21 protein-coding genes and 1 riboswitch are annotated in these 24166 nt (G+C 47.1%); of the genes, 11 read left to right on the forward strand and 10 right to left on the reverse strand.

Going from position 1 to position 24166, the window contains the following annotated elements:
- Positions 1-4 precede the first annotated feature (4 nt).
- The 3 genes from HFD99_RS22020 to HFD99_RS22030 all read left to right on the forward strand — a co-directional run bounded on the left by HFD99_RS22020 (position 5) and on the right by HFD99_RS22030 (position 4000).
- Positions 5-1723: a copper resistance CopC/CopD family protein gene (locus tag HFD99_RS22020; RefSeq protein WP_123796674.1), complete on the forward strand. Its 1719-nt coding sequence runs from the start codon at positions 5-7 to the stop codon at positions 1721-1723.
- Positions 1724-1754: 31 nt separating this feature from the next.
- On the forward strand, positions 1755-2504 hold the full coding sequence (locus HFD99_RS22025) for a YcnI family copper-binding membrane protein (protein WP_123796673.1): 750 nt from the start codon (positions 1755-1757) through the stop codon (positions 2502-2504).
- 248 nt (positions 2505-2752) lie between these two features.
- Positions 2753-4000: a stalk domain-containing protein gene (locus HFD99_RS22030; protein ID WP_016818849.1), complete on the forward strand. Its 1248-nt coding sequence runs from the start codon at positions 2753-2755 to the stop codon at positions 3998-4000.
- Between the two features lie 69 nt (positions 4001-4069).
- On the opposite strand, the gene HFD99_RS22035 is transcribed toward HFD99_RS22030, so the two are convergent.
- The gene (locus HFD99_RS22035; RefSeq protein ID WP_016818850.1) at positions 4070-4480 is read right to left on the reverse strand and encodes a winged helix-turn-helix transcriptional regulator; all 411 of its coding nucleotides are present in this window, start codon (positions 4478-4480) and stop codon (positions 4070-4072) included.
- Between the two features lie 184 nt (positions 4481-4664).
- Here HFD99_RS22035 and HFD99_RS22040 point away from each other — a divergent pair, with 184 nt between their 5' ends.
- A complete protein-coding gene (locus HFD99_RS22040) occupies positions 4665-5339 on the forward strand; it encodes an NAD(P)H-dependent oxidoreductase (RefSeq protein WP_045245241.1) in 675 nt (224 codons plus the stop codon).
- A 99-nt stretch (positions 5340-5438) separates the two neighbouring features.
- On the opposite strand, the gene HFD99_RS22045 is transcribed toward HFD99_RS22040, so the two are convergent.
- Together HFD99_RS22045 and HFD99_RS22050 are read right to left on the reverse strand one after the other, a co-directional pair.
- A complete protein-coding gene (locus HFD99_RS22045) occupies positions 5439-5819 on the reverse strand; it encodes a TIGR02328 family protein (RefSeq protein ID WP_016818852.1) in 381 nt (126 codons plus the stop codon).
- Between the two features lie 33 nt (positions 5820-5852).
- The gene (locus HFD99_RS22050) at positions 5853-7109 is read right to left on the reverse strand and encodes a DUF445 domain-containing protein (protein WP_016818853.1); all 1257 of its coding nucleotides are present in this window, start codon (positions 7107-7109) and stop codon (positions 5853-5855) included.
- Positions 7110-7703: 594 nt separating this feature from the next.
- On the opposite strand from HFD99_RS22050, the gene HFD99_RS22055 reads away from it, so the two are divergent.
- The 3 genes from HFD99_RS22055 to HFD99_RS22065 all read left to right on the forward strand — a co-directional run bounded on the left by HFD99_RS22055 (position 7704) and on the right by HFD99_RS22065 (position 13277).
- On the forward strand, positions 7704-8585 hold the full coding sequence (locus HFD99_RS22055; RefSeq protein ID WP_016818854.1) for an AraC family transcriptional regulator: 882 nt from the start codon (positions 7704-7706) through the stop codon (positions 8583-8585).
- Positions 8586-8635: 50 nt separating this feature from the next.
- Positions 8636-8716: riboswitch (cyclic di-GMP riboswitch) on the forward strand.
- A gap of 235 nt (positions 8717-8951) precedes the next feature.
- A complete protein-coding gene (locus HFD99_RS22060; protein WP_123796672.1) occupies positions 8952-12500 on the forward strand; it encodes an LPXTG cell wall anchor domain-containing protein in 3549 nt (1182 codons plus the stop codon).
- Between the two features lie 111 nt (positions 12501-12611).
- Positions 12612-13277, forward strand: coding sequence for a class D sortase (locus HFD99_RS22065; protein WP_044787800.1), 666 nt, complete (start codon positions 12612-12614; stop codon positions 13275-13277).
- 89 nt (positions 13278-13366) lie between these two features.
- On the opposite strand, the gene HFD99_RS22070 is transcribed toward HFD99_RS22065, so the two are convergent.
- Positions 13367-13834 carry a cupin domain-containing protein gene (locus tag HFD99_RS22070; protein ID WP_016818857.1) on the reverse strand — a complete coding sequence of 156 codons (468 nt, stop codon included), beginning with the start codon at positions 13832-13834 and terminating at the stop codon, positions 13367-13369.
- Positions 13835-14162: 328 nt separating this feature from the next.
- Here HFD99_RS22070 and HFD99_RS22075 point away from each other — a divergent pair, with 328 nt between their 5' ends.
- The 4 genes from HFD99_RS22075 (at position 14163) to HFD99_RS22090 (ending at position 17169) form a co-directional block, all read left to right on the forward strand.
- Positions 14163-14900, forward strand: a complete 738-nt coding sequence (locus HFD99_RS22075) for an amino acid ABC transporter ATP-binding protein (protein WP_274597397.1) — start codon at positions 14163-14165, stop codon at positions 14898-14900.
- A 42-nt stretch (positions 14901-14942) separates the two neighbouring features.
- Positions 14943-15773, forward strand: a complete 831-nt coding sequence (locus tag HFD99_RS22080; protein ID WP_025363817.1) for a transporter substrate-binding domain-containing protein — start codon at positions 14943-14945, stop codon at positions 15771-15773.
- Positions 15774-15844: 71 nt separating this feature from the next.
- Entirely contained in the window at positions 15845-16504 is a 660-nt protein-coding gene (locus HFD99_RS22085; RefSeq protein ID WP_019685913.1) for an amino acid ABC transporter permease, read from the forward strand.
- A 14-nt stretch (positions 16505-16518) separates the two neighbouring features.
- Positions 16519-17169 carry an amino acid ABC transporter permease gene (locus HFD99_RS22090; RefSeq protein WP_019685912.1) on the forward strand — a complete coding sequence of 217 codons (651 nt, stop codon included), beginning with the start codon at positions 16519-16521 and terminating at the stop codon, positions 17167-17169.
- Between the two features lie 27 nt (positions 17170-17196).
- On the opposite strand, the gene HFD99_RS22095 is transcribed toward HFD99_RS22090, so the two are convergent.
- Genes HFD99_RS22095 through HFD99_RS22120 form a run of 6 tightly spaced genes read right to left on the reverse strand, consistent with a single transcriptional unit; the run spans position 17197 to position 23918 of the window.
- Positions 17197-18156 carry a LysR family transcriptional regulator gene (locus HFD99_RS22095; protein WP_025363816.1) on the reverse strand — a complete coding sequence of 320 codons (960 nt, stop codon included), beginning with the start codon at positions 18154-18156 and terminating at the stop codon, positions 17197-17199.
- Between the two features lie 42 nt (positions 18157-18198).
- Positions 18199-20019: an oligopeptide ABC transporter substrate-binding protein gene (gene opp4A / locus HFD99_RS22100; RefSeq protein ID WP_123796671.1), complete on the reverse strand. Its 1821-nt coding sequence runs from the start codon at positions 20017-20019 to the stop codon at positions 18199-18201.
- Between the two features lie 43 nt (positions 20020-20062).
- Positions 20063-20962, reverse strand: a complete 900-nt coding sequence (locus HFD99_RS22105) for an ABC transporter permease (protein ID WP_017427176.1) — start codon at positions 20960-20962, stop codon at positions 20063-20065.
- Positions 20963-20999: 37 nt separating this feature from the next.
- Positions 21000-21968 carry an oligopeptide ABC transporter permease gene (gene opp4B, locus HFD99_RS22110; protein WP_167441003.1) on the reverse strand — a complete coding sequence of 323 codons (969 nt, stop codon included), beginning with the start codon at positions 21966-21968 and terminating at the stop codon, positions 21000-21002.
- A gap of 14 nt (positions 21969-21982) precedes the next feature.
- A complete protein-coding gene (locus HFD99_RS22115) occupies positions 21983-22909 on the reverse strand; it encodes an ABC transporter ATP-binding protein (RefSeq protein ID WP_090891398.1) in 927 nt (308 codons plus the stop codon).
- The gene (locus HFD99_RS22120; protein ID WP_123796670.1) at positions 22887-23918 is read right to left on the reverse strand and encodes an ABC transporter ATP-binding protein; all 1032 of its coding nucleotides are present in this window, start codon (positions 23916-23918) and stop codon (positions 22887-22889) included. Before HFD99_RS22120 ends, HFD99_RS22115 begins: the two co-directional genes overlap by 23 nt.
- Positions 23919-24166: the final 248 nt, after the last annotated feature.

The raw sequence follows: 24166 nt of genomic DNA on the forward strand, positions 1-24166 counted from the left end.
AGGCATGTTGTACCTGTCCAGACCAGCCCGTGTGGCTTGTCTTTTATTGCTGTGTCTCCCTCTTCTGTTCCTGTTTCCTCACTCATCGTGGGCTCATGCATTTGTCGTTGAATCCAGCCCGACCGAAAATCAGGTTTTGGACAAGTCCCCTTCTCAGGTGACTATCACTTTCAATGAAGATTTGCAGTCTGCCTTCATGTCCATCAAAGTGACTGATGAAACAGGCAAGCGGGTCGACACAGGAAAAGCACAGCTCAATCCAGAGCACCAATCCACCATGGAGATCCAATTGATTCCAGGGGTGAAGAATGGAATTTACACCATCACTTGGAGAGCTTTGTCCGCAGATGGACACCCAGTCAATGGAGTGATTCCATTTCAAGTAGGTAGCGGTTCCAATGCGTATACCGATCAAGCTACCCCTTCTGAAAGCTCTGGGACATCACGAATCGACTTAATTGCTGTCCGTTGGCTCCTTTACATAGGGTTATCGCTGCTGTTTGGAGCGATTTGTTTCCGACTGTTCCTCTTACCGAGCATAAACCGAGCCAAGAATCGCAGTGAACAGCAGACGCTTAGTCATCGACCCTCTGACACATTACCCCGTTGGACTAAGCTGCTCTGGAGCGGCTACGGCATAACGTCTGCTGTCATTTTAATTAGCCTACCGCTTCAGGCGTCTTGGGATGCCGGAGTTTCCATCGGGGAGGGCTTCTCACTCCCTATTCTGGGAGAAGCTCTTCAATTTACGGGAGCAGGGCAAATCTGGTTTATCCAGATGATTCTCGTGCTGCTTCTAAGCGTAACGCTAATTTATGCGATCGATCCCAGCATTTCTGATCGCCAGCGCCGTGTTTGGGGCTACAGCTCCGTTTTACTCACGCTGAGCCTCATGCTGTCCAAGGCCTTTGTCGGGCATCCGGCAGCAGCCACCCACCCGGCTCCAGCCATTGTGGCAGATTTCGTCCATCTTGCAGCGTCAGCTTTTTGGATCGGATCACTTGCCGTCATGGTGGTGTGCCTGCCTGTTGCCGGATTGGAGCTCCCTGTATCCGTGCAGGCAACTCTGCGACAAACGGTCCTGCGCCGCTTCGCTGGCTGGGGCATGGCTATGGTGGCGGCGCTACTCGCCACTGGTATCTATGGAGCGGTGCTGTACATTCCAGCTCCCTCCATGCTGCTGAACACATCCTATGGACTCGTTCTGCTTGGTAAAGCAGCGCTACTGCTAGTGATGCTGGTCTTCGCAGCCAGCCAGTTTCGCAGCGCTCGGCAAGCGGCGGCGAGCAAGCGAGCCGCCGGAGGATTGCGTGCCGAGCTGTCCGTCGGTCTGCTCGTGATGCTACTGGCAGCGGTGCTCACTCACCTGTCACCTGGCCAGGCACCTGCTGTACCGTTTGAGGAGACTCGCACTACTGGCGAATACAGCGTTACACTGGCAGTCAGCCCTAATGCTGTGGGCAGCAATGAATTTAAGGTATCCGTTCAGGATAGCAAGGGGGCTGCCGTTTCAGGAATCCAGCAGGTCACATTAACGCTTATCCCAGCTAATCCTGACCAAGATCAACAGGAATTTGTCTTGCCCGTGAAGCAGCAACAGCCTTTCCGCAGTCAGGAATTGATAACCTCCGAAGGAACATGGGCGGTAAAAGTACATGCTCTGACAGCATCACTCGATGCGGTTGATGCTGAATTCACTCTGCAAGTAGAAGGTAAAAAATAATTATTTTATTCTTAAAAGGAGCGAAATAAATATGAATACAACGATTCAAACAGCAAAATCCAGGTTGTCCAGGTTAGCAACTTCCATGGGTTTAATTGCGGCTGGTGCCTTGCTTTTTGCAGGTATGGCCAGTGCGCATGTGACGGTCAAGCCTTCTGTTTCACAACCTAATGCGTGGGAAACGTACACGTTGAAAGTGCCTGTGGAAAAAAACATTCCAACCACTAAAGTGGCCTTGAAAATTCCCAAAGAGGTCGTTTTCAAACAATACGAGCCAGTACCGGAATGGAAGGTAGCCACCGAAAAAGACAGCTCTGGCAAAATAACTACCGTCACCTGGACGTCCGAAAAAGACGGAATTCAAGCGGGTCAGTACCAACGCTTCAGCTTTGTAGCACAAAATGCAGATCAGAATACTGCAGCAGCCTGGGACGCCTTCCAATATTACAGTGACGGAAGTATTGTGGAATGGACAGGCGATGAAGGAAGTAACAATCCTCATTCCATTATTACAATCACGGCGGATGCCACACCGGAAACTCCTGCTCCTGCCGCAGACAGCGGACATGATTCGGCAGGCACCGCAGAGGGTCATGCAAGCACAGATACGGCTAAAGATAGCAGCAGCACCGCACCTACCTCGGACAATGCTGCTGAGGCTGCCCCTGCTGCTTCTGCTCCAGCCAGCTCTGCTGCACAAACCACAGCACTTGTCCTCTCGATCGTAGCAGTCGTGCTTGGTGCAGCAGCAGTAGGCATTGCACTCAAGCGCGGCAAGTAATCGGGGTTACAATAAAATATAAAACTGTTTTAAAAAGAAAAGGCTGACACCGTTTTAAAAGGTGTCAGCTTTTTTTATATGAAAAATAACGATGTTTTTCTTATACTATTCAGCTTAAATACATACTCAGATTTATCTCATCCTATCATTTCACATTCACCTATCTATCATTTTTTTGGTAAAATGGTAGAAACCTCACGATTCTAACATGATAGCATTGCAATCTATTGAGCATAGGAGATCATAGGATGAAAATCGTAAATAAGGCTTTGTTATCTAGCGTTATCCTTCTGAGTACCGCAGCGGGCATCTATAGCCCCATGGCACAAGCGGAGGCGAGTAAGATCAGCATCATGCTGGACGGATATCCATTGCCGTTCCCTGTACAGCCTGCCATGATGGACGGCACGACGATGGTTCCCTTTCGCGCTATTTCTGAGGCTCTGGGCATTACAGTGAAATGGGATCAAGCCAGCCAAAGCATCACCGCTACCAAAACGCAAGGCAGTGCAACCAAGCAGGTAGTTCTCAAAATGGGGAGCCGCAATGCCACAGTAGACGGACAAACCGTTCAACTAACAGCCGCACCGCAAACCGTGCGCGGCAGCACGATGATTCCGCTGGGCTTTTTCGGGCAACAGTTTGGAGCCACAGTCAACTGGAATCAGGGAACACGGACAGTCTCTATTACATCGCCACGTGAAGCTATGTATACTGTAGGCTTCTATGCGCTGTCTTCCTTTGACCAAAAATCCAAAATACCGAATTTTAATGCCGTTGCCTTCGGCTGGAGCCGAATTGATACAAACGGACAGTTCACGACGACCGGCAAAGAATATAAATGGCCTCAAGCCGCTGGAGCTGTAACGCCTGAGTCTATTCTACAAGAAGCAGATAGCCAGGGGACTTCCCCTTACCTGATGGTTTATTCTGTAGACGGTAATCATGAGCTAACCAAGGTTTTGGAAAATACGCAGCTTCAAGAACAAACCATTTCCCAAATCGTCAGCACTGCCACCGATAAGCAGTTCAAGGGCATTACGTTAGATCTTGAAGGATTAGGCTGGAGCGGCGATAAGGCCAAAGCTCGTTCTGATTACAACGCTTTTATTAAAAAGTTATCGGCCAAAGCGCATCAAGCGGGACTCAAGCTCACCGTCGTTCTGCATCCGCTGAATAGCTCTTACACTGGTTATGATTACAAGACGCTGGGTAATCTGGCGGACGATCTGATCATCATGGCCTATGATTACGGACAAAAATCTACGCCTGAGCCATTGGATAAAGTGGACGAAGCCATAAAACTGGCGTTGAAGGAAACCTCGCGGGATAAGCTCATTTTGGGAATTTCAATGGGTAGCGAAAAAGACAGCACCGTTAACGCCAAGATCGGTTTAGCCAAACGTTATGACCTCAAAGGAATCGCGATCTGGCGTCTGGGCATCATCGGAGAAACAGCCTGGGCACAGATGAACGAAGCCATCGAGTTTAAATAAGATTATATTTTATAAAGATATCCCGTTCTTATTCCGCCCGCTAATGATTCTCATGCGTCTGCTATGAAATCATCGGTGGGCTTTTTTCATGTCTATTTTAGCAAAATGCTTGCCTGACTTGGAAGTTGTCGCCACAGGCTCGCAACCCTGTTCTCCGTAGAAGACACCCCAGTCTCTCATAAAATCCAGCAACGGTCTTAACGTATCTCCCAACGGGGTAAGCGAGTACTCCACACGCGGTGGGTTCTCGTTATAAATCTCACGGTGCACGATGCCATCACGCTCCAATTCGCGCAACTGCAAGGTTAGCATCCGCTGTGTAATATTAGGGAGGGTCCGTCGAATTTCATTATAGCGCCGTGGTCCTGTGGTCAAATGATACAAGATGACCCCCTTCCATTTGCCGCCTATAATCCCAACAGTTGTCGCGACAGGACACCCAAAATTAACGCTAACTGTATGTTCCATCTCCTGTGCCATGTATTCCCCTTCTTTCTACAGGTTGTAGACTAATAGCCCCAGACCTACAAGGTACAAATATGTGCGTACTTGTTCCCGCAAAAAACTTTCTATATGATGACTATATATTCGATATCAACTCTCATTATAGTAGCAGAAAACCAATGGAGCACCAACTAAACCCAAATCTAAAGGAGTACATTTCATGTCCAATACATCAGCTAAAAAACAGGAAATTCTGGATGCCTTTCTATTCAGACATGCCACGAAAGAATTCGACCCTAATTGCATCATACCGGAGGAGGATTTTCAATTCATTCTCGAAACTGGACGACTTTCCCCAAGCTCCGTAGGATTTGAACCTTGGCAGTTTGTAGTCGTACAAAATCAGGCATTGAGAGAAAAACTGGCTGCGGTTTCCAGTGGTGGTCAAAAGCAGATCCCAGCGGCCAGCCATGTCGTTTTGATTTTGGCACGTAAGGATGTCCGTTATGATTCACCTTACGTGGAGTACATGTATAAAGAGGTGAAGGGTATGTCTGACGAAGACTTTGCCTCCCTACCAGGCCGCTATAAGATTTTCCAAGGTGAAAACCAACGCCTGCTGGAAAACGAACGCACGTTATTCGACTGGGCCTCCAAGCAAACTTATATTGCCTTAGGTAATATGATGACAGCGGCAGCTCAGATCGGCATTGATTCCTGCCCGATTGAAGGCTTTAACTATGATCAGGTGCATGCCATTTTGGAGGAAGAAGGCCTGCTGGAGGACGGGCTGCTGGATATTTCAGTCATCGCTGCCTTCGGTTATCGTGCTCATGAACCCAAGCGGGAAAAATCCAGACAACCACTGGAGAAAGTTACACGTTGGGTCCTGTAACCTGCGACTCATACCCTTCCAAACCTTGGACATTAAAGCATCTAAAAAGCGGGCTTACGGCGCTTCATCTGAATGATGAACACACCGCAGCCCGCTTTTTTAGATCACTTCAATCTCTATTAAAATTCCTTTGGAAGCCAGGTTATCCAGGCACTCCTTCATATATTCGTCATCATGCTCCACATATGCGTCCGCGCCTGCCAGTTCCTCGCCTAGCTCCGCTTCCCAAGGTTCACACTGCTTACCACGATACAATGGCTGTTCCCATAGTGGATCAACATTGTATCCTCTGCTTTTCATTTCGTCCATAATGAGCTTATGATAGCGTACCAGCAGCATGGGGTGATAGTCGAACACATAATTCACTGTGGCGTGTGGCTTTCCCCACCCGTTCCCCCGCAGGGCACAACACTCACGATGTTGTCCCAACAGTTGGGGACGGGGCAGCTTGCCAATCAATTGTTCATGCCAAAGCCTCATGCTTCCACAACCTTATCTGTAGCTTTTTCTGTATTATTGGATTAGCATACGGATACCTGTCAGTACAATACCGATCAGGAAGCCTGTTACTGCGCCGTTAATACGTATCCACTGCAAATCCTGTCCCAGTTTGTCCTCCATCAGTGCAATCAGGGATTTGTTATCCATTTTGTCTACATTTTCGCGCACCAGGTTACCAATCCGGCTATGATTGGCTTCCACGAGACTAGTAATTCCTTCCACGATTCGTGCATTAATTTTGTCCAGCAATTCGGTATTCCCTCTTAAATCAGCCAGCATCCGATCCAGTAACGGTAAAATGTAGGTCGGCACATAGTCTTCGTCTTCCATATAGTTCAATAAGCGGGTACGAAGCTCTTCCATTTTACCGAGCACGGACGCTTCGCCTTCCCAAGCTTCAATAAGGCTATCCTTCCAGCCGTTCAGCCCTTCCTGAACCGTATCCTTCGTTGCCAATCGGGTCACCTGTGTTCTTAGACCGTCGATCACTGCCAGACGGCGCGGATGCTCTTCCCTTTGCAGCTCTGCTACCTGATCCAGCAGGAAATGACGAATCATTTCACCCATGCGCTCTTCGTTCAGATAGCCGAGGAAGGCGTTCAAGGCAAATTGCATCAGCCCGCTCACCTGCAAACCACTGACAGCCTGCATCCCTAAGGTGCCAAGTGTATAGCCTGTTTCCGGTCGCAAAAGCCAGGATTCCGCCTGCTCCAGCGTGTAATCCAGTGCACGAATATCATAGCCCTTCTCACTGGATTGGCGGGCAAGCGCCTCCAGTAGTGGTCCGGCATCGATGTCCGTCACCTGTCGCTTGATCTCAGCCACGATAATCGGAGCCAATTCCGCGAGCGGGAGCGACTGGACGAGCCGCTTGGCGAGCACATCTATCGATGCTGCTGCTTCTGGTGTACGCAATCCTTTTTCCACACCGCCCAGCATCAGCTCCGCCAAACGAATGTCCGCGATTTTAGAAGCAATGCTGTCTTTGTTCAGCAAGTTATTTTCCACCGTATTCACCAATGCATTCGTGAGCTTGTCCCTATTTTTAGGGAGAAGCGCCGTATGTGGTATCGGGATGCCTAGCGGATGACGGAACAATGCTGTGACAGCGAACCAGTCTGCCAGTCCCCCTACAAGTCCTGCCTCAAAGGCTCCGGCTAACAATCGAGCCCAGCCATATTGCTGGAAGGGCACGGTGGCTGCAAAGCCTGCCCCTAGAATAACGAGCGACCAAGCCGCTGCGGTTTTCGTATTTTTGGGTTTTTCCATCCTGTAATCCTCCAAACTGACTATCGATAAGTTAAGCAACTATACATATATTACCCATCATATCATTGCCTGTGTAATTTCCAAAGTTGAGAGCACTTATAATTCAACACATAAGGACATTTTTTGCGTAATTTTTTATGCATATATCTCTCTTTTTTACATTCATGTTCGTGAACCAAATCACAACACTGGGTCCAAAATCTCATTTTCAATAATAAGCCTTACGAACCATTTTATCAGAACCAAGTCCTAAATTTCTTAAACCGAAAGGAGAAGTGAATGGAAAAGTTGAATGGGCATGTAAGATATTTTTTTCAACACTATCCTATATTTGACCCCAGAAAGGATTTGAATCCATGATGACCTCAGAATTCTTTCAACAATATTCGACCTTTTATACGGATAACCAGGTTGAATATCCATAAGAAGCGGGGCTTCTATAAAACTCACACACATAATTTGATATATAGACATATTTAATGTGATAAAATAAACTTTTATTAAATAGTAAATCATGTTTAATCAGCCATTATATATTGGTAAATCAAACCAAGATAAGCTAGATAAAATTGCTTTTTTGTAAAGGAATTGAATATGACAACAGACCAAAAAAACACCGAGGGCCTCTGGAACGGCGAACCTGTCGTAATTGTGCGCACTCCCTCCGCTTTTGCCAAGCAATCCCTTTTATATATTCAGGAATTAGGCTATTTCCAAAAAACCTCTGATTTTACAATAGAAAGGAAAGAACTCACCTCCTTTTTGCTTGTTTTTACGCTGTCTGGTAAGGGAGAATTACTGTACCGGGACAAGAAGTATATTTTAAAGCCTCATGATTTGTTTTTTATTAATTGCGATGAATATTTACAATACAGCACCTCCGGTGATGAAGCCTGGGAGTTTATCAGCTTATACCTGTACGGCAACCTGATCGAACATTTTTACGAACAATTTGCCAAGCATAATAAACCGGTAATATCCCTGCACAATCCATATGTTATATTAGACAAGCTGCATGCACTAATCTGCGGGCAGTCTGATCGAAGCCTTTCCGGCGAGCTGCTAACGTCCAGACTCATTGGTGAAATACTGACGTATATTTTGCAGCATCCTTATGATCATCGGTATGTAAATGCTGGAACACTCAGCGAAGTACGTCAGGTGCAGCAGTATTTGGACCAGTCCTACTGTGAGCGAATTACGCTGGACTCGCTGGCAGACATGTTCAACCTAAACAAATTTAATCTTGCTAAAAATTTCAAAAAACAGATTGGATTTTCTCCAATTGATTATCTCATTAATGTCCGGATCACAGCCGCTCAGGGATGGCTTAAAACCAGTGACATATCCATAGTGGATATCGCAAGGTACGTTGGGATTCCCAATACGAGCCATTTTATCAACCTATTCAAGGAACATGTAGGGGAAACACCTCATTCCTTCCGTAAAAAATGGGGAAACCGCTCCAAACTGTAAATAGGAGGTCTCCTGTACTCCGTTTGATAGACGATAGACGCACAAGCTATTCAAGCTAATGGCAAAGCTGTCGAAAGACAGTGACGCAAAACTATAGGGCCTTCCTACTCGGATGGCAGCCAGTTACCAGGTGAACGAGCTTTTTATTATGCCTTTTTACATAGCTCCATCACAAAATTGCTATACCTCTCTCGAAGAAAAAACCTTGATCACTATGATCAAGGTTTTTTTCTGTTGGGGTAGTCATGTCAACCTAGCATGCTGAATATACTAATTTCGAACTAGGAGGAGGGAAGGAAAACAATATAACACAACATAATCGCCGAAGCTTGCCATATTACGATGAATAGGAGAATCACTTGGAGCATGGGAACCAAAATAAATGTCATGATTATTGCCTTATTGCTCATTGTCCAAAGCTTTTTCAGCACCACACTGGCTTACGCAGATCCTCCTGCCCCTGAACTGCCGCACAGTGCTGTATCCGATCCTACAACCGTTACGGATGCTGTATATGCGGTCCCAAACCCTGAACCCCCTAAGGAGGTTCCGCCAAACACTGTCCCTTCCGTGCAAGGAGCAGCTCATTCAAAGTCTCAAAAGGAAGCAGCTCCCCAGAGTATACTAACGAAGTTGATTCTAACGGACGAAGCCGGACGTGTCATTGATGCGGTATATAATCCAGGTAGTACGTTCGACATTGGATCAGCCATCCAACTTGGCTATGAATGGGAGCTTCCTGACGATGCTTATAAAGCAGGGGATACCTTCACCTTTCACTTACCAGAACAGTTTGTCATCTACACTGATATCTCATCTCCGCTAGTGACTACAGACGGGACCGTGGGGTTCTTTACAGTAGATCGTCAGGGTAAGGTCATCATGACCTTTAACCAATATGTAGAGAACCATTCCCATGTCAGCGGCAAACTGCAAATTAAAACCGAATTCACAAAAGAAACGGTGAAAGGCAGCACAGAAGTCATCATTGCGATTCCAATTAAGGGCGGGGTTCAAACGGTCATCGTAAATGTGAAACCCCAGTCAGGGCCAACTTTAAGCAAGCAAGGAAAAATAAATGGCACCCACCAGATCGACTGGGCCATTGATGTGAACAAACAGCTAAACACCGTTAAACACGCCCTCATTACCGATCCAACTCCTTCAGGACTGGAACTCGTGAGAGGCTCTATCCGACTCTATCATCTGCAAGTCAATATCGATGGCACGACCGTTGTCAAAGACCTAGTGAATGCGAGTAAATACGCCATTGAATCGGATCAAGCCGGGACCGGATTTGCAATTCGTTTTCAAGATGCTAGCATTAGCACTGCCTATCAGATCCAATACTCCACCCGCATTACTGGCAACGAAACTCGCTTTTCCAACACAGCGACGCTTTCAGGAGATGCGATAGATAACGTTGCTGCCACCGCTACAGTTCAGGTGGAGCGTGGTGAATTTTTGTCCAAAAAAGTTGAAAAGTATGATCATGCCACACAAACACTCTCGTGGGCCATAAGATATAACTTTGGCGAGACAAAAATCCCCGAAGCCAAAGCCCTTTTAATTGATCATTTCAACAAAACTCAAAAATTGCTGCCCGGTTCTTTGAAAGTATTTAAGGGAAATACACTGGAGGAGCTTCCATCGTGGGCGTACACCGTCATCCCGGTTGACTATCCCGACCGTAACGGCTTCAAACTTCAATTCAACTTCGATGTAGATTCAGCCTATACCATCCGATATCAGACCCAGGCTAGAGGCCGCGTCTATGAAGATGAAAAAATTACAAACATCATCACCACAGATGGAACCCAGAAGATCATATCGACGGAAATCACAAGCGGAGTTATGACTAAAATGTATGACACGCCCAATTACAACACGAAAGTCATACCTTGGGTGATCACCATTAATACAGACTCATACACCATGAAAAATATTGTCATTAAGGATGTGTTCCCTAATGGGGGCCTCGCCTTGTTGCCCGACACCCTGAAAATTCAAAGTGTTGACGGTACAACGGAACTACTCGCGCCCATGGATTATGAGCTAGTTCCACGATCAGCGGACTATAAACAAGGGTTTACACTTATTTTTCATAAAACGATTCAGAAAGCTTATACGATCAAATATTCAACTCTCTACAACAATGATTGGAAAACAGATACGACGAAGCCCGAATTTCGCAACAAATCCTTTATAGATTATCAATATGAAAATGGTGAAACATCATCGCATGAGGTGGAATGCCCGATCTGGCCGGACTTTATGACACAACGGAATGGGGCCAAGCAAGGAAGCTATGATGCGAGCTCCAAACTCATTACCTGGGATATTAAAGCCAACTATAATCGCAAGATCCTGAATCATGCGGAAGTGAGAGATGTCTTATTGCAAGGTCAGAGGTTACTGCCTGGCTCCGTAAAAGTATACGATATGACCTTGCTGGGATGGTGGGATGGCGTACAAAAAGGGGCTGAAATCCCGGCAGATCAATATACAATTATTCCTCCCACTAAACAAAATAGTAATGAATTGCGTATCCAGTTCAAGAAGCCGATACAGACTCCGTACTGGATTACCTTTCAAACTTCATTGGAAGGAGAATTGATTGAAAAGGAAATTCATAATCGCGCTCTTCTACTGGATGGACAAAAAACCGTCTCCGATTGGGCAGCCCAAGTTACGGTACCTCATGGCGGGGAATATGTGTCTAAGGCCGGCGCACAAAATGGAAATAAGATCGACTGGAGCATTCGTATCAATGAAGGACAATCACATGTGTCCAACGCTAAAATAGTCGATCAGCCTAGCAACAACCAAATCTTAATTGAGGATTCCTTTCATGTATACTCTGCAATCATGGCTGCCAATGGAAATACCACCAAGGGCACCGAATTAATCAAAAACCGAGATTACTGGCTTCACATCAAGACAGACACTCAGGGTCAGCAAACTTTTGAGCTTACTTTTGCCAAGGATATTTCCACTGCTTTTATTCTTGAATATCAATCGTTCATTCATGCTGAGGATAAAGCTAAGGTGAGCAACAAGGTTGCTTTTGCAGGAGATCGTTTGACGACAGAACTGCGGGAAACCAGTCAGGAAATCATCGTACGAACGTCTTCCGGCTCCGGTTCTGGTGGGGGCGTAACCGAAACCCTTGAGCTGACCAAGGTAGATCAGGATGCTCCCGACAGAGTACTGCCTGGCGCCCGGTTTGCGCTCTATGATAAGGGACAAAAAAGAGCACCGCTTATACAAACGACCAATGTGGAAGGCAAAATCATCTTTTCCTCCTTACTTCATGACGATTACATTTTGGAAGAATTGGCAGCACCGGAGGGGTATGAAATAACGGAGGGTAAGCTTGAGATCAAAATAGACGCAGCACCCCAACAAGGCTCTGGCATAAAGAGGGTTGTGATCACCAATCGTAAAGAAAAGAAAAACGAACCCGAAACACCTGTAGACCCGGGCACACCTCCCCACCCAGAGCCGTCTCCCCCAGCGGGAGGCTCCGGGAAAAAACATGATAAAGATCCCGAGGTGCCCGTGACACCATCTATAACCGTTCCTCCGTCACTGCCAAGGCCTCCGGAGGACATAGTCCCTCCACAGGAGGAACCCGCACCTACACCGCCGCCAGTAGCCCGGGAGGAACCCAAAGCACTGCCTGAACCGCCAGCCGTCATGCCTCATCAAGATCCGTCTCCTCCAGTGGAGCCGAACGACGAGCCCAAACCTAAAATCCGTCTCCATGATCCGGAGAAAGAGCCAGAGGAGCCACCTGCAGTGCATCAGTTGCCCCAAACAGGTGAAAGTAGCCCCGTTCCGTTTTATTTGGCAGGCATTGCCATGATTATAAGCGGCGTATTTTTAAAATTTAGACGGACAAACCAAAAATAAATGCAATCTACCTGCCCTGATCTTCCGTCTCATTCCCGAGTGGAATGAGACGGAAATGGGGCATTTTTTTCAAAGTATGTATCATCCGTACATTGCTTAGGGGAGATGAGGTTGCTGAATCTGCGTAAACTTTCCTATCTGTTTATTGGGTTGGGCTTACTCTTTATTTTGTTTCCTAAAGCGACCGAATGGAATGAGGATCGAGAACAACACAAGCTGTTACAAGCAGCGGAGTTATCACTAGAAAAAAGCAATTCGGTATTGCCTTCTAGTCTTGCAGACAGCTATGCTCGCTTGTCCACTCGGGTAGCGGAAGCTCCGGTTAGTGAGGCACGGCAACATACCTTTCCATCCCCCGCTCCCAATGTCAGCGTTAATGAACAAACTCCTATAGCCACTATTAGCATAAGTCGTATTGCTTTAAAGCTCCCCGTGTTGGAAGGCGCGACGAGGAAAAATATGAAATATGCGGCAGTACATATGCCGGAAACGGGAAAGCTGGGACAAGTGGGGAATGCTGCTATTGCTGCTCATCGAGCCCGTACTCCTGGACGTTTATTTAATCGTCTTCATGAACTGAAGATTGGAGATAAAATTGTTGTTAACGCTCAAGGTAGCCAGTATATGTATAAAGTTTACAGTATAAAGGTAGTCGATCCAATGGACGTGTCTGTTCTGAAAAGCTTCAAAAACCATAAGCTGCTCACGCTAATTACATGCGACCCTCTCGTGAATCCCACCCATCGTCTCATTGTTCAAGCCAAGTTAAGCACCTAAACCTAGCTAAATCGCCCATTCCTATGGATAAAATAAATCAGGCGGGCTATTCCTGCTCGTTTACAGAAATACACCCGCCATAGTTCACATCATGCTTCAGTTGAATTCTTGGCAATCAGCTTGAAATCATCAAAGTGGAATCCTGGTGCAACAACACAGGTTACCAGCACAGGCTCATCCCCCAGCGGACGTGCCGTTTGCCATACTGTTCCTGGTACGAGTGCTTGTGGATGTTGTCCTGCCTCCACATCTGCACCAACGATAATTACCGTTTCTTCGCCAGGTTCTTCTCCGCTTCCACCCAATTTTAGCTCTATAGGACTTCCGCTATGGTATAGCCACAGCTCATCAGAATGGACCACATGCCACTCGGAGAACTCACCCGGATGCAGCAAGAAATACGTAGACGAAGCTGCAAAGCGCGGACCGGAATACACATCCGGCAGTACAGGCTTCGGAATTTGAAAATTGGCCTTCCACATCTCTTTGTACCAGCCGCCTTCTGGATGGGGCTCCATGCCCAATGCCGTGACTAGCGGTGAAATAGCTTTCGTCATTGTCTATCCTTCCTTTACCCTAAATTCCTTCTCCCCTACTGTAAAACATAGCGCTGCTTTTGTCACGTTTCTCCCTCTGCATGTCGAAGATCAATAAACTATGTCAAATTTAATGACATTAAATTGTGGATACATACTCATTTTCATCATAAAAATAACATTAAACTAGTAAAAATACATTCAAAAACATATTTAACGTAAAGTTTATTGACATAAAATCTTGTTTTTTATTGTAAGCTTATAGTATCATGAGAGAAATTTTGAAATTCTAATAGAGCTTAATCATGTCAGTCGTCTACTAAGCGATGTATTCAAGTCAAAAAAAGGGGTGAGCTCTCTGATCCAATTTCGCAATGTCAACAAGCATTACGGTCACTTTCATGTACTTAAAGACATCAATCTTCAGATTAAGGAGGGCGAGGTCGTTGTCATCATCGGTCCCTCCGGCTCAGGTAAAAGCACCCTGCTTCGCTGCATCAATCGTCTGGAAACGATATCCGATGGGGAGCTAATCGTTAACGATGTCCCTGTGCATGACAAAAAGATTGATATTAACGCCTTCCGTCGCAATATCGGGATGGTATTCCAACATTTCAATCTGTATCCCCACAAAAAGGTGATTGAGAACATTGTACTGGCACCGATGAAGGTACTGGGCATCCCGAAAGAAGAAGCTATTCAAACAGCCCTCACCTATCTGAAGCGTGTCGGAATCGAGGAAAAGGCACAGAGCTACCCCGCCCAATTGTCCGGTGGACAGCAGCAGCGGGTGGCGATCGCCCGTGGACTCGCGATGAATCCGAAAATTATGCTGTTTGACGAGCCTACTTCAGCCCTGGACCCCGAAACCATCGGAGAGGTGCTGGATGTCATGCGCTCGCTTGCCCATCAGGGCATCACGATGGTCATCGTCACTCATGAAATGGGCTTTGCCCGTGAAGTGGCAGACCGCGTGATTTTTATGGACAAAGGACAGATCCTGGAAGACAGCCAACCTGCTGAGTTTTTTCAGAATCCGGGTGAAGAACGGGCTCGCCTGTTCCTGAGCCGTCTGATTCATCATTAAACAGACTATTAATGGAATAAAAATCGAAAGGGGATCATCTTGATGAGAAAAAGATTTCAGTGGAGTACTTTGGTGCTGGTTGCATTATCCTGTCTGCTCGTCTTGGCAGGCTGTGGAGGCAAGCAAGAAGCAGCAACGTCAGGAAATGAGGCAGCAGCTTCCAACGGGCTGGAAGCCATCAAACAGCGTGGCAAGCTGGTCATTGGGGTGAAGTACGATACCAAGTTGTTCGGACTAAAAGACCCGGCTAGCGGTAAGGTCGAGGGCTTTGATATCGACATCGCCAAGGCTGTAGCCAAGCATATTTTTGGTGATGAAACCAAGCTTGAGCTCAAGGAAGTCACGTCCAAAACACGAATCACCTTACTTCAAAATGGGGACATCGACGCTATTATCGCCACGATGACCATTTCGGATGAACGCAAAAAACAGGTCGATTTCAGCGATGTCTACTTTAATGCAGGGCAATCCCTGCTTGTGAAAAAGGGAAGCCCGATCACAGGTCTGGAGTCCCTGACTCCCGATACCAAGGTGCTCGCTGTTAAAGGCTCTACCTCCGCAAAAAATATCCGCGAAAAAGCGCCTAAAGCAACGATTTTAGAGTTCGAAAACTATCAAGATGCCTTCAATGCCCTCAAGGCAGGTAAAGGGCAAGCGTTGACTACCGATAACTCTATTTTGCTTGGCATGCAACAGCAAGATCCGAATTATACCCTAGTAGGCGGGAACTTCACAGAGGAACCTTACGGTATTGCAGTGAAGAAGGGACAAACCGAACTGCTGCAAGCCATTAATGATACGATCAAGGAACTGAAAAGCAATGGTGAATACGATAAGCTGCATGAGCAATGGCTTGGGGTTAAACCCGAATAATGATCTTGTGAAGGAGCCGCGATTGCGTGCTCCTTCCTTTCTTAGCTCTGGATAAGGAGGTATACCCGTAGATGCTTACTTTTGATATCAACGTACTTCTCGATCATGGCGACCGTTTTAGAGAGGGCTTGCTTCATACTGTTCAAGCTAGTGTTATTGCCTTGATCGGAAGCTTTATTCTGGGCGCTATCATTGCCATCTTCCGAATTGCGCCTTTTAAATGGCTAAACTGGATCGGTACTGTCTATGTAGAGGTCATCCGCAATATTCCATTGCTGATTGTCGTACTGTTTTTTTATCTCGGTCTTCCCACTTTGGGCATCCCCTTGGATGGCTTTGTATCTGGAACGCTTGGATTGACTGTGTACACAGCCTCTTTCATTGCAGAAGCTATACGTGCCGGCATTCAATCTGTACCCAAAGGACAATTTGAAGCGGCAAGGTCCTCCGGGCTGAATTACAACCAGACGATGATCAGCATTATTTTACCGCAAGCCATCAAAATTGTACTGCCTGCAATCGGCAACCAATTCATCAATCTGGTCAAAAACTCTTCCGTGCTGGCCATTGTGGCCGGACTGGATCTCATGTATTACTCGGATCTCATTAACTCGGATACCTTCCTGCCCATCACAGTCTATGCGATCACGGCGCTGCTGTATCTTGTATTGACGGTTCCGCTCAGCTTTCTTGTACTCTATATGGAGCGACGCCTGTCCAAAACATCCTAAGGAGGGAAGCCCGTATGGATTTCAGCGGATTGTTTGTATGGCCTAATGTGCGTTTTATACTGGAGGGCTTCCTGCTCACGCTGGAAGTTGCCATTTACTCTATCATATTCAGCTTCGCTCTTGGTATCGTATTCGGCATTCTGCGCTATACCCGCTTACCTGTGCTCTCACAGGTTGCAGCCTTTATCATTGATCTGATTCGCAATCTGCCCTTATTGCTCATTATTTTCTTCATCGGCATGGTTTTGCCATCCATCGGATTTTCAATTTCCCTCAAGTGGGCAGCCATCACAGGACTGTCAATCTTCGAGGGAGCCATGATCGCCGAGATTGTGCGCAGTGGTCTGAATTCGGTCCATAAAGGACAGGTGGAAGCCGCACGTTCCTCCGGTCTAAGCTATTCTCAAACCTTATGGCATATCATTCTGCCCCAAGCGCTTCGTCGCATGGTACCCCCGATTGTCAGCCAGTTCATTTCCCTATTTAAGGATACGTCACTGGCTGTCATTATCAGTTTGCCGGAGCTGACGCATAACATTCAGATCGTCGGTGGACAAAATCAATCCTTTGTCATTCCAGCTCTGCTGTTCGCCGCTTTCCTGTACTTTGCCGTTAATTACAGTATGTCACTGATTGCACGCAGGCTGGAGGTTCGTACACATTAAGGCTTCTGATACTCATCAGGGTTGCCATTAGTTGGAGCGCTCTGTCAGCACAGCTTGTATCTTATCTATCAATCGTTTCACTGCTTCTCCCTGGTAACGGTCAGATCGATAAATCAACTCTAGCTGACCTTGAGGCGCACCACGCAAAATAGGCACCGTGCAAAAATGCGAACGATCCAGTTCGGCCGCAAGGGACTTCGTCTGTAAGGTTACGGCAAGTCCCTCCTGCACCCAGCGCAGGATTGAAGCTATAGAATTAGTTTCCAAGACGGTTGCAAAGGGATACCCGCGATCACTAAAGCATTTCTCAATCAGCTTCCTACCGGGATGGCATTCTGGCTGCATCGCCCAGGGTACATGCCTCAATTCGTCCAGCATAATGGAAGAACGGTTGGAAAATGCATGGTTTACCGGGACAATAAGACAGTAGTTCTCTGTGCGAAGAGGAAGCCGGACAAGCCTTTCATCTGTACCCGAGTGTAGGGTGATGCCAACATCCACACGGTTATCCAGCAGCTGTTCTGTTACATCAAAGAATGGGCAGATGTGCAAGCTGATTTTAGGAAATGACCGATGAAAATGGGCAAGCATCTTTTGCAAAGGCTCCTCCAGCTCAGGTAATGCGATACCAATCCGTAAACTTCCGCGTTGCTCGGTACGCAGCTCCTCAATGGATGCCTTTGCTTGCTGTAATCCCTTGAGCGCATGGGCACTGTGTTGTAGCAGCAGTTTACCGGCATCTGTCATTTTAATTTTCTTGCCTGCGCGGTCAAAGAGCGTCATGCCCAGTTCCTCCTCCAGCGCCTTAATTTGTAAGCTAAGTGTGGGTTGAGAGATACCGATCTTTTCCGAAGCCTTCGTAAAATGCAGTTCCTCGCATACGGCAATGAAGTATTGAAGCTGACGTATTTCCGTCTTCCTTCTCTCCCTTCGAAAGTCCAAGAATGTTTGCATGGACAGGTCAAAAGAAGCGCGAGATCGGATCATTCCGGTTCGCGCTTCTTCGCAGGTTATTGCGCTTTTTTTAGATTATTGATCTACTTCTGCTTTTTCCGAAGTCAACGTAATATTCGCAAACACGTCTGCATCGTACTCCTTGCCACGGGTAATATCGTAATTGGCTACCCGATTATTCACTGCCTCCAGCGAATAACGGAATAACGTCGGTACAATGGGCGCCTCCTCGCTCATATACGCCTGCCACTGGTTGTATATATCTTTACGATAATTGTCGTCAAAGGCTTTCACAGACACCCCTTCCTGCAACAGCTTATCATTCTCTTCACTGGTAAAGCGCGAGTAGTTAAAGCTGGCTCCGCGTCCATACAGCCCACTAGGGTCTACATCTGTACCCGTACTCCATGCGCCGCCAAAAATATCAATGCCAGGGTCATCCTTCTGCACACGGTCATAGAAAGAATTGAACTCAAGCAGACGACCGTCCACTAGTTCGACATGAAGCCCGACATCCTTCCAATTTTGCAAATAAAACTTCGCCAGCGATTCAGCTGTCGCATCCCCGCTCATTGCTGCATAATGGAGCACCAGTTCCTTACCTTTAGGGTCCTCACGGTATCCATCTCCATTGGTATCCACATATCCTGCCTCGTCCAGCAGCTTTTTCGCCTTGTCTGGATCATACGCAATGCCCTTCGCATTCACATCATGGTATCCCTTGAAGGCGGGCGGGATCAGGGATGTCGCAGGAGTCCGAAGCCCATGATAGAGCTGCTTGCCAACCTGCTCATTATTCAGCGCGTAGCCAAGGGCCTGACGCAATGACTTGTTCGCCAGCTTGGCGTTCGGGTCCATGATATTCAGACTCTTGGCCTGATCGAATTTGCCCAGCTTAAAGCCTACATAGCTATAAGACAATTCCTCCTGACCGAGAAACTGTACATTTTTCGGATTACTGGCCTCATTGTAACGGGCGGTCGGATAGCTGGCCCAGTCGATTTCTCCACTTTTCAACGCCTCGGTAATGACATTCGGATTCACCACCTTCAGATGAAGGCCATCCAACTTGGGCGCACCGCGGAAATAATCTTCATTTTTGACGAATTCTACAGATTCACCTGTGACCATAGATTTAATTTTGAATGGCCCATAGCCAATCGGATGTTTACGGACAGGATCAGATCCGGCCATGTCCTTCACAGGAATGTTCTGAAATACCTTCTTCTCCAGTGGTGTGGACCAGAGTCCCGACTTTACCGAAGGATTAGGTTCCTTAAAATGAATGGTAACCTCTTTCTCATTCAGCACCTTGATGCCAGAAATGGTTTTGGCCTTGCCGGCGTGATAATCTTCCATCCCTACAATGTTGGTCATAAAACTATCATAACGCGGACCTTCGTAGTCTTTGTTACCGATCACTTCATAGGAAAAGGCATAGTCCTCTGCCGTTACGGGATTACCATCTGTCCAGTTCAGTTTGGGATCAATTTTGACAGTCACCGCCTTATTGTCTGCGGAAAAGGAAATCGTCGCCGCTCCTTTATCGTCAATATTCAGATTGGAATCAATCGAAAACATGGAAGGGTAGAAAAACTGGAAGACTTCAAAATCCGGATTTCCATCATAAAATACAGGATTCAGAATACCTTCAAAAGGGGTGTCGGACACGAGTGCATAATTGATGATGCCGCCCTTAATCGGGGGTTTATCGTTCTTGACCGCCTTTGCCAGCGCAGTCGTATTCACCTGCTTGTTGTCGGACCCTGACCCACCTGTACCGTCAGACGATTTTGCTCCACTCGAAGTGGAAGGCGAGCCGCTGCATGCGGCCAAAGAAAGCACCAAAATGGCAGATAGAACAGGCAAAATTCCTTTTTTCCAGCTTTTAATCATTGTAAACCCCTCCTTGTCGTTGTCCTTATCCTTGAACTTTGGTTTAACCCAATCGTTGTCTGGCATCCGTGGCACGTTTGAGCGCCTGACCGATAAAATTAATCGCCAGCATCAGCACTAATATAAGCAGTGAGGCAGGCAACCACATCCACCAGCTGTTCTGCAATACATCCGGGTCATTGGCATAACTCACTAGTGTACCCAAGCTTGGAGTTGATTCTGGCAAGCCAAAGCCGAGATAGGAAAGCCCGGTCTCAATCCCGATATTTCCTGCAAGACTGAGCGTTAGATTAACAATCACAACAGAGCTGAGATTGGGCAGCACACCCAACCAGATGATCTTCCAATTGGGTGTGCCAAGGGTTTTGGAAGCCTGCACGTAGTCCAGCTCCCGCTCCGACAGTACCTTGGCCCGGATCAGGCGCGCTTTTCCAATCCACAAAAAGGCGGTCATAATGAAAATAAAGGACCCTATGCCACTTTTGGGCACAATGCTGACAAATACGATAACCAGCATCAAGAATGGAAGCACCAGAATAAAATCAATGATTCGCATGATGATGTTATCGACCATTCCTCCATAAAACCCAGCCAGTAAGCCCAGCGTCAAGCCAATGGCGGCGGATAACAAAGTAATCGTAAAGCCAATGGTAAAGGAATTGCGGGCCCCAATGACCAGCTGGCCGAATATATCCCTGCCCGCTCGGTCCGTACCCAGCCAGTGCACTGAGCCGGGAGCTTCGCGGATCGCGCCCAAATCGACCGTCGTGACTACATCCTGATTGACAAACAGGACAGAGGCATATATAAAAATCAAGAACAGAGCCACAAATCCAATGGAAATCAAGGCCATTTTGTCACGTACCAGCTCACGACGCAGTACAGACCAACTGGATGGTGATTTACGAATGATTTCCGGCGAGAAGACCTCCTCCACCTGCATAGACACCATAACCCCTCCTTTTCTCTAGATTTGTTCGCTATTCAATTCGAATGCGTGGATCGACCTTGCTCAGGATGACATCAGATAAAAGGGTTCCTAATAGTGCCAAGAAGCCAGAGATCATGACCAGCGCGTTCACGACTGAAAAGTCCCGTTGGGTGATAGACTGAAGAAACAACTGGCCCAATCCCGCATAACCAAAAATAGATTCCAGGAAAATGTTGCCGGCAATCACACCCGTCAGGTCGTAGCCCAAAAAAGCAGCAATGGGTAATAAAGAGTTCTTGAAAATATGACGGGAATAGATCTTTCCTTCGGGTACCCCCTTGGAACGCGCTGTTTTCACAAAATCCTTCAGACGTGTGTCAATGACCTCATTGCGCAAATACTGAATGGTAGCCGTCGTACTGAGCAATGCGCCTGTAACCGCCGGTAGTATGAGATGATACGACTTATTCACGTAATATGACCATGTCCCCGGCTCCACTCCTACATCCACACTGCCGCTGGTTGGAAACCAGCCAAGCCTGAATCCAAACACGTACAGCAGCAGCAACGCGAGTATAAACAGAGGTGTTGCAAAGCTGAGATAGGTATACCCCACCACGGTTTTATCCAGCAGACTATGCTGATACCGACCACTGAGTACTCCCAGCGGAATGGCGATCAGATACGTCAGAACCAGAATCACTACACCCAGAAAGAACGTGTTCCCCAAACGACTGCCAATCAAATCGGTAACGCTAATTTTATGTACATAAGATTTGCCCAGATCCCCATGAGCAAGCTGGACAAGCCAGTTCCCATATTGCACCCACACCGGGTCATTGAGTCCCAGTTTTTGCCGCTGTTCTTCCAGTGCAGCCGGATTCAGATTGGGTGTTGAAGTGATAAGCCCTGTCAGGGCATCCCCTGGCATAGCCTTAGCTAGGAAAAATATAAGCACACTCAGTGCAAAAAGTTGAGGGATCATAACCAGCAGCCGGCGCATTGTAAATTTCCACATATTCTGTACCTCCCTTAAGGTAGCGCGACTTGATGGGATGGACTTACTGATTTTAGTGCAAACGGCTTTCCACTCGCATCTAAATGTTTGGGCAGCTCTGACTTGTAAGAGGATAAAAGCTTCTGCCTTTTTCGAGCATTTTCTAGCCGCTTCGCAGGATCAATACTGGGAATGGTGGCAATAAGCCGCTGGGTATACAAATGCTGTGGACGCTCATAAATGTCCTGCTCGCTTCCCTGTTCCACTAAGCGACCTCGGTACATGATGCCGATTTGGTCACACATATGGCGGATAATACCCAGGTCATGACTAATGAACAAATACGTCAATTTGAACTCTCGCTGCACATCCTTCATAAAATTAAGCACCTGTGCCTGCACAGAAACATCAAGCGCCGATACCGGCTCATCAGCAATAATCAGTTTTGGATTTAATGTCAGCGCACGCGCAATCCCGATCCGTTGCCGCTGGCCTCCGGAAAATTCATGCGGATATTTGTAGGCCGCATCAGCGTTCAAGCCGACCTTTTCCAGCAGCATCTGCACTTTTCGCCGCTCTTCCTCATTACTCAGCCTTTCAAAGTTCCGCAGCGGTTCAGCAATGACATCCAATACGCGCTTGCGCGGGTTAAGCGAAGAATAGGGGTCCTGAAAAATCATCTGAATGTCTCTACGCAGCGGATGGCGGTTATTCCGACTCAAAGCCGCAAGGTCCTTTCCATTAAAAAGAATCTGTCCGCTCGTCAGCTTATTCAGGCCGATAATCGTCCTGCCTGTCGTCGTTTTTCCGCAGCCGGATTCTCCTACCAGCCCATATGTTTGGCCTGCCTCTATGCTGATCGACACGCCATCCACTGCTTTTACCTGGTCAACGATACGTTGGAAAAAGCCACCGCGCACCGGATAATGAACCTTCAAATCATTTAGCTCCAGTAGTGCCATGAGCAGTCTCTCCCTTTGTTTCGTCTTCAAAATGAAAATGCTGGTAACATGTACAGCGGACCCAATGGCCGGGGGAAATTTCTTTTAATTGGGGATGGTCTTCATGCATTCTCTGCTGAATCCAGGGAATACGCGAAGCAAAGCGACAGCTATTGCGAGGAATATCTTGCAATGAGGGAACAATGCCACCAATGACATGCAGCGATTCTCCCTTGGTATGCGATCCCGGCATGGAGGCTAGCAAGGAACGCGTATACGGATGCTGTGGATGCCGGAATAATTCAAAAACATCAGCGCTTTCCACGATTTCTCCGGCGTACATGACCACCACACGGTCAGCTACTTCGGCCACAACGCCAAGATCGTGCGTAATCAGAATAATTCCGCTTCCAGTCTCCTGTTGAAGCTGTTTGAGCAAGTCAAGAATTTGCGATTGAATGGTTACATCGAGCGCAGTCGTCGGCTCATCTGCAATAATAAGTGAGGGTCGGCAAGCTATGGCAATCGCGATCATCACACGCTGGCGCATCCCTCCTGAAAGTTCATGTGGATACTGTTCATACACACGTACGGGGTTGGGTATATCCACGCTTTCCAGTAGCTCCAGTACACGTTCCCTTTTTTGCTTCGTAGATAGGGACGTATGATAATCGAGATTTTCCTCGATCTGCTTGCCAATGCTCATTAACGGGTTCAGTGCTGTCAGCGGGTCCTGAAAGATCATGCCAATGCCCGCTCCGCGGATTTTATTCATTTGCCCTGAGGAGAGACGGATCAGATCCGTGCCTTTAAAAAGAACCTTTCCTTCGACACGTGTCCGCTCCATGTCATGCAATTGTGGGATGGAAAGCGCCAGCGCGCTTTTGCCACAACCGGATTCTCCGACTACAGCCAGCACTTCATTAGGATTGAGCGTCAGATCCAGATGATCGACTGCAGGGTGATATTGATTCCTGATGCGAAAAGACACGGATAATCCTTTAATCTCCAACACAGGTTCGATATTCAATGCGCGCGCTTCCTCCATTCTCCATGGTCTTGTCCTGCTTATTCTCACCATGTTTGATGTTAAAACCTTCCACAAACATTACATACCGTTTTTGTCGGAATAATTTGAATACATCCTATCACCAGTATATGGATATATCAATTAAGATTATGCTATCAACATCATTTAAAAAATCAATGATCCAGCCGTAGCGCGACCTTCCTGGCACAAAATGTAATAAAATAACCAACCACAGGTTAATTTTCATC

The sequence above is a fragment of the Paenibacillus sp. EKM301P genome (genome assembly GCF_011800295.1).
Lineage (GTDB): Bacteria > Bacillota > Bacilli > Paenibacillales > Paenibacillaceae > Paenibacillus > Paenibacillus polymyxa.

What these genes read in the sequence shown, in the direction of transcription:
- HFD99_RS22025 (WP_123796673.1), top strand. Translation starts at nt 1,755, where the DNA reads ATGAATACAACGATTCAAACAGCAAAATCCAGGTTGTCCAGGTTAGCA.
- HFD99_RS22090 (WP_019685912.1), top strand. Translation starts at nt 16,519, where the DNA reads ATGGATTTCAGCGGATTGTTTGTATGGCCTAATGTGCGTTTTATACTG.
- HFD99_RS22050 (WP_016818853.1), bottom strand. Translation starts at nt 7,109, where the DNA reads ATGGAAAAACCCAAAAATACGAAAACCGCAGCGGCTTGGTCGCTCGTT.
- HFD99_RS22035 (WP_016818850.1), bottom strand. Translation starts at nt 4,480, where the DNA reads ATGGCACAGGAGATGGAACATACAGTTAGCGTTAATTTTGGGTGTCCT.
- opp4A (WP_123796671.1), bottom strand. Translation starts at nt 20,019, where the DNA reads ATGATTAAAAGCTGGAAAAAAGGAATTTTGCCTGTTCTATCTGCCATT.
- HFD99_RS22115 (WP_090891398.1), bottom strand. Translation starts at nt 22,909, where the DNA reads ATGGCACTACTGGAGCTAAATGATTTGAAGGTTCATTATCCGGTGCGC.
- HFD99_RS22030 (WP_016818849.1), top strand. Translation starts at nt 2,753, where the DNA reads ATGAAAATCGTAAATAAGGCTTTGTTATCTAGCGTTATCCTTCTGAGT.
- HFD99_RS22055 (WP_016818854.1), top strand. Translation starts at nt 7,704, where the DNA reads ATGACAACAGACCAAAAAAACACCGAGGGCCTCTGGAACGGCGAACCT.
- opp4B (WP_167441003.1), bottom strand. Translation starts at nt 21,968, where the DNA reads ATGTGGAAATTTACAATGCGCCGGCTGCTGGTTATGATCCCTCAACTT.
- HFD99_RS22020 (WP_123796674.1), top strand. Translation starts at nt 5, where the DNA reads ATGTTGTACCTGTCCAGACCAGCCCGTGTGGCTTGTCTTTTATTGCTG.
- HFD99_RS22105 (WP_017427176.1), bottom strand. Translation starts at nt 20,962, where the DNA reads ATGCAGGTGGAGGAGGTCTTCTCGCCGGAAATCATTCGTAAATCACCA.
- HFD99_RS22070 (WP_016818857.1), bottom strand. Translation starts at nt 13,834, where the DNA reads ATGACGAAAGCTATTTCACCGCTAGTCACGGCATTGGGCATGGAGCCC.
- HFD99_RS22095 (WP_025363816.1), bottom strand. Translation starts at nt 18,156, where the DNA reads ATGATCCGATCTCGCGCTTCTTTTGACCTGTCCATGCAAACATTCTTG.
- HFD99_RS22080 (WP_025363817.1), top strand. Translation starts at nt 14,943, where the DNA reads ATGAGAAAAAGATTTCAGTGGAGTACTTTGGTGCTGGTTGCATTATCC.
- HFD99_RS22060 (WP_123796672.1), top strand. Translation starts at nt 8,952, where the DNA reads ATGGGAACCAAAATAAATGTCATGATTATTGCCTTATTGCTCATTGTC.
- HFD99_RS22040 (WP_045245241.1), top strand. Translation starts at nt 4,665, where the DNA reads ATGTCCAATACATCAGCTAAAAAACAGGAAATTCTGGATGCCTTTCTA.
- HFD99_RS22045 (WP_016818852.1), bottom strand. Translation starts at nt 5,819, where the DNA reads ATGAGGCTTTGGCATGAACAATTGATTGGCAAGCTGCCCCGTCCCCAA.
- HFD99_RS22085 (WP_019685913.1), top strand. Translation starts at nt 15,845, where the DNA reads ATGCTTACTTTTGATATCAACGTACTTCTCGATCATGGCGACCGTTTT.